6 protein-coding genes are annotated in these 5,209 nt (G+C 43.4%); 5 read left to right on the forward strand and 1 reads right to left on the reverse strand.

Features of this window, described 5'->3' with window-relative positions; translation table 11 throughout:
• Positions 1-144 precede the first annotated feature (144 nt).
• The 3 genes from CPT76_RS24295 to CPT76_RS24305 all read left to right on the forward strand — a co-directional run bounded on the left by CPT76_RS24295 (position 145) and on the right by CPT76_RS24305 (position 2,096).
• The gene (locus CPT76_RS24295; RefSeq protein WP_258168764.1) at positions 145-570 is read left to right on the forward strand and encodes a YdcF family protein; all 426 of its coding nucleotides are present in this window, start codon (positions 145-147) and stop codon (positions 568-570) included.
• Positions 571-797: 227 nt separating this feature from the next.
• Positions 798-1,403, forward strand: a complete 606-nt coding sequence (locus CPT76_RS24300) for a dihydrofolate reductase family protein (protein ID WP_105444752.1) — start codon at positions 798-800, stop codon at positions 1,401-1,403.
• A 24-nt stretch (positions 1,404-1,427) separates the two neighbouring features.
• On the forward strand, positions 1,428-2,096 hold the full coding sequence (locus CPT76_RS24305) for a Type 1 glutamine amidotransferase-like domain-containing protein (protein ID WP_105444753.1): 669 nt from the start codon (positions 1,428-1,430) through the stop codon (positions 2,094-2,096).
• Positions 2,097-2,439: 343 nt separating this feature from the next.
• On the opposite strand, the gene CPT76_RS24310 is transcribed toward CPT76_RS24305, so the two are convergent.
• A complete protein-coding gene (locus tag CPT76_RS24310) occupies positions 2,440-3,120 on the reverse strand; it encodes a stalk domain-containing protein (RefSeq protein WP_105444754.1) in 681 nt (226 codons plus the stop codon).
• 761 nt (positions 3,121-3,881) lie between these two features.
• Between CPT76_RS24310 and lepB the strand changes: the two genes are divergently transcribed.
• Positions 3,882-4,520, forward strand: coding sequence for a signal peptidase I (gene lepB, locus CPT76_RS24315; protein ID WP_105444755.1), 639 nt, complete (start codon positions 3,882-3,884; stop codon positions 4,518-4,520).
• Between the two features lie 87 nt (positions 4,521-4,607).
• Positions 4,608-5,209: PP2C family serine/threonine-protein phosphatase (locus CPT76_RS24320; protein WP_105444756.1), on the forward strand; the 602-nt coding region annotated here is incomplete at its 3' end.

Below are 5,209 nucleotides of genomic sequence, written 5' to 3' on the forward strand. Positions count from 1 at the left end.
AAATTACCAAAGTGGTGTTTGGTGATGGTAAGTACACCGATGACGGAACTGCGAATGGAGATTGCATATTGTTTTTGGTGGGTCGTATTTATCAAGAGCGGTAAAGGCGGTTGAATTGTTTAAGAATGGTCGAGCCCCTTATATTTGTTTACTGGTGGAGATAAATTTGGACAAATAAATCCACCAGAGGCAATTGTCCTGCAGGACGAGGCAAAAAGACTGGGCGTGCCTAATGAATCAATTTTAATAGAGACACAGTCTAATCATACGAAAGAAAATATACTGTGTTCACTCACCGTTCTTGATCGAACAATCGGCTTAGAAAACATCAATCGGTTGTTGTTAGTTAGTTCGCCTGGGCACATGCGCAGATGCCTTCTAATGTTAAAAACATTTATGCCACCATGGTATCAATATGTGTGGTGCCCTGATGATCGAGTTATAGGGCAGGCTAACAACTGGTGGCAGGATGAGCAGGAAGTTATCAGGGTCAGAGCTGAACTGCATAAAGTCATCAACGGTGTGAAAGGGAAATATTTCGTAGACGACGAAGTGGAGTTAGATCGTTGATTATTTTGAAGTCACTTAAACGAGCGAGAATTTCACTAACGTAAACGTTAATGTAATTAAATGAAGAAGCAGTTTGCCGCCGGCAGCTGCTTCTTTTATTTATTAAGCCAACGGGAGATTAGATGAGCAATCTGAAAGAAACAATTCGAACTGAAATGTCCTAAAATTAGTTTAAGTAGACAGCCCACCTGTGAACAAATTTAAATCTGAAAGGAATGAAAAGCGAAATGGGAAATCTAGTTGTGCATATGTTCATGACCTTGGATGGCATAGTCCAATCTCCCGGGTCGCCCAATGAAGATCGTGAAGGCGGTTTCGGCTACGGCGGATGGCAGGAACCTTATCGGGATCCGGTGACAGGACAACGGATCGCGGCTGATTATGCGAGCCTCGACGCTATGTTGATCGGACGTAAAACGTATGAAATCTTTGCGTCGTACTGGCCACAGGCGCCTGACACCAACCCGTTCACCAAGCTGATGAACGAGAAACCGAAATATGTCGCATCCCGGACATTGACCAGCGTCGATTGGAATAATACAAAACTGCTCGATGCGGATGTGGCCACAAGTGTGCCTTTGTTGAAGGAGCGTTACGAGGAGGTGCATGTCGTCGGCAGCAGCGACCTGGTCCAGACATTGTTGCGTCACGAGCTGATTGATCGAATGAATATCTGGCAGTTTCCAGTAATACTCGGAGAGGGAAAACGATTCTTCGGTGATGGAACGATACCGACGAATCTGCAATTGCTTGAATCCAGAGCGTTCTCCAAAGGTACGGTTCTATTGCGCTACGCGCTTGCGGGAAAACCGTCTTTTGGCACCATGGAGTGAGACGCTACAAAAAGGAGTGGGGTTATGAAATTTCTGCTCACATCTGCAGGCATCACGAATAACAGCATACAGGACGCGCTGGTTGACATGTTGGGCAAGCCCATTGCCGAGTCTAGCGCCCTCTGCATTCCCACCGCGATGTACGGACACCCTTGGGTGGGCCCAGGCGTCAAAGCCTGGCAGTTCATCAGCGGGAATTCCGAGAATCCGATGGTCGAACTGGGCTGGAAGTCCGTCGGCGTGCTGGAGCTCACAGCGCTGCCAAGCATCGCCGAAGACCGCTGGGTGCCGCTGGTCCGGGAGACGGACGTACTGCTAGTGGCGGGCGGCGACGCCCTCTACCTTTGCCACTGGATGCGGCAATCCGGGCTGGCAGACCTCTTGCCGTCGCTGCACGCAGTCTATGTGGGAATGAGTGCAGGGAGCATGGTGATGGCCCCTAACATTGGGGAAGACTTCGTTGGCTGGACACCACCCAACGGTGGTGATGAAACGCTGGGACTGGTTGATTTTGCAATGTTTCCGCACCTGGATCACGAGATGCTGCCGGGAAACACCATGGCTGCTGCTGAGAGATGGGCCGCCGGGATGCAAGGGCCAGCCTATGCGATGGATGACCAGACCGCCATCAAAGTGATGGACGGAGCAGTCGAAGTTGTCTCCGAAGGGCATTGGAAACTGTTTTCACCCTGATATGACTCCGCGGTTTACATATAATTGTTGGAGTCGTAGTGGTATTTGTTACAGTGGGTTTAAAGGTTCAGTAATTGAATGTGGAATACTTTATTCAACTAACGGAGAACGTCAGCTCAATATATACAAGAAGCCGGCCGATCACTTTGACCGGCCGGCTTTACTCAACTAAAGGGCAGGATATCGTAATCGCAACCCACATTAAGCGTATAGTTAATAAGAACAGCAGATCTGCGATATTCGGCGCTATCCAGGTAGCAGTGGGATTGAACCGATTTACAGACATAGCACAATAACAAGTTAAGCCCCATTCGTATGGGGCTCTTTTCTATGCTTAAACGGATTAGCGTTCGCGTCCATCAAGCGTTAATCCTGGGAAAACAGTATAGGATTTTATTACTTCTTTCCCTTTTACCCAAATGCCATCGATTAGATAAACACCTTTCTTATTAAAAACATCAATATCTAATTGAAGCTTCTCAAAATAAGTCGGGATTACCTCCATATTAGTGTACTTCACTACTTCCACGCGGAATTTAAACCTGTAGGGATCATCTAGTGTGCCGATAAATTTCGCATCGATAATGCGGTAGTCAATGATCTTGTCTTGGATCTTCGATATGATCGTTTTCGGGTCTACAAAATCACTTTTGAATGTTGACGTTACCAAATCAGCGTAACCGGTTTCTTTAGTGTTATAGTAGTTAAAATACGAATGGAATAAATTATCAATTTCGATGATATTAGTACTGATAAAATTTAAGTCATCGTTCCAAATATCTGGTTTCGAATTAATGATTACGGACTTCGTTTTCGCATTCCATTGGACATCCGACCCCAGTGCCTTCGAAATCGTACTGATAGGGACGAGGACACGCCCGTTTTCATTTTTGGGAGCAACATCCGTTGCAACCTCTTTACCATCGACGATGATTTTGATTTTACCAGTCGCCGCAAAAATTGTGCCGCACAATAAGATTGAAGCCATAAGAACGGTAAGCCCAACAAGAATTTTATTTTTCAAAATGAAATCCCTCCATTTCTTCTTATATTCTTAAACGTCATATTACCCTAAATTGTTATCTTCATCATTTAAGGAAAAATAAAACCGGAAACTTCAGGGTGCTTCCCCTAACTGCCGGTTTTATATCGTTTTCGATGGCGGATCTTGTTAAGCTAACGGGCAGGATAACGTAACTATTACAATAATTATTACGTCCTTAATATTAGAACGATTTGCAAAACAGTGCTCCATGGTTCATGAAGGGGGAATTCACAGTAGTCACAAAAGTTTGGATTGGCAGGAAGTTGATATCTTGTATACTCATTGGCAGCAATTCTTTCGATTATTCTCGTTAGATTTCATGGTTATGCCACGTTTTCAATCTATTTTTTGTACACTGCGATCGGTTACTTAATAATTGGATTACCTTGCTCTGTTATTTCAGACATTATTGTCTTGAAAATGAAAGGGAAAATGCTCGGAATGTTAGTCGGATTAAGTTTACATCTTCTGTTTGCAGAAATTGTTGTATATTTGTATTCTTAGCGAGCCCGAATTTAAGTATGCGGGTGTTTTGGGTTACTCGGTTTTTATTGCCTCAGCAGGTTTATGGTTAGTTGATACTATCTTTAAACAAATTCAGTTCCCGGCTAACCGGACACAATAGCTCAATCATGATACGACGGCAGCCGGCCAAAATAATCGGCTGCCGTCGTTTGGATCAATTCACCTTGAGATTTCGTATTTCTGTATAAGGGATAAAGAATCGGAGGGAGAAGGAAATGATGAAGGAAATCATTGTCATTTTCGTATTTTTACTTGCAGGATGTAGTTCGGGTGACACAAGTAAAATTATCACTGCAATGATTAGTACGGTAACCAATAATGAGTTGGATTCCGGGCAGATCATCTATAATCATAACTATGACAACATGGATCGAGGGAATCATGATTTAGAAGGACAGGTTGTGATTGATTTGAAGTATTACAATGATCATGCGATTAGCCGTGGCGATATCGTATACTTCACAAATCCTGAAACTAAAAAGAACCTTGGTAAATACAGTATTTCTAGAGTGATCGGGCTACCTGGCGAAAAACTAAAGATTGAAAAAGGACAGATCTATATTGACGGCAAATTGCTTGATGCTTTTTACGGAAAAGCACATCGACTGGGCGATGATCTTGAAAGTTTGGAAAAAGCTTTAGAGCATGTTGACTTAGAAGACCAGGTAAGAAAAAACTTAGAGAATATCGTAAAATACTTCCAACAAACGAGCGTAGAGGAAATCGAGATCCCCAAAGACAGCGTTTATCTTATAGGTGATGATTGGTTCCGCAGTAATGACAGTAGATTGTTCGGCCCATTACCCGCAGATAAAATTGAGGGGAAAGTGGTAGGAGTGATAGGTAGCCCATGAAGCTAACGGGCAGGATAGTTACAATACTTGGTAATAGGGAAATTGGTAAAATAGGTTACGGATATTACAAAACAATTTGAGTAAGGAGTGAACAACTTGTTTGTTACTTATGAGGAGATCACCAGGAAAGGCGTTGGGGTACTAAATGAGGATGCCATTATTACGAATCCGAAAGTAAATTTGTATGGAGCTTTGGACGGTGTATCTTCCTTGGTACCCTATCTAAACACCAAAAAGGAAACAGGCGGTTTTATTGCCGCGAATCTGGTAAAAAACTACTTCGAATCTGTTACTGATCCTAGAAGTTTAATGGACCACATGATTGAGGTGAATGATCTTCTTAGGGAACAAATGGTGTTCGCCAATATTGATCTGAGGAAAAAGGAAGAACTATGGGGAGCAGCATTGGCAATCGTTCGTATTCAGGATAATGGTGTGGAGTTTATACAGACAGGGGATTGCATGATTCTGGCTGTATATGAAGATGGGGAGGTTCGCCCATTAACTTGGAAACAAGTTTCTCACTTAGAAGCTCCAGCATTCGCTAAATGGCAGGAAGGAATCACTAAAGGCTTAAATAGCCAGACAGAGCTTCATGAAACCGTTATTGATACAATAAGAAAGAACCGATACCGCGCTAATACAGATGGTGGTTACGGCGTCTTAAATGGGGAAAAGGATGCAGTTCA

Origin of the sequence: Paenibacillus sp. AR247, from assembly GCF_002968895.1 — a bacterium.
Lineage (GTDB): Bacteria > Bacillota > Bacilli > Paenibacillales > Paenibacillaceae > Paenibacillus_AQ > Paenibacillus_AQ favisporus.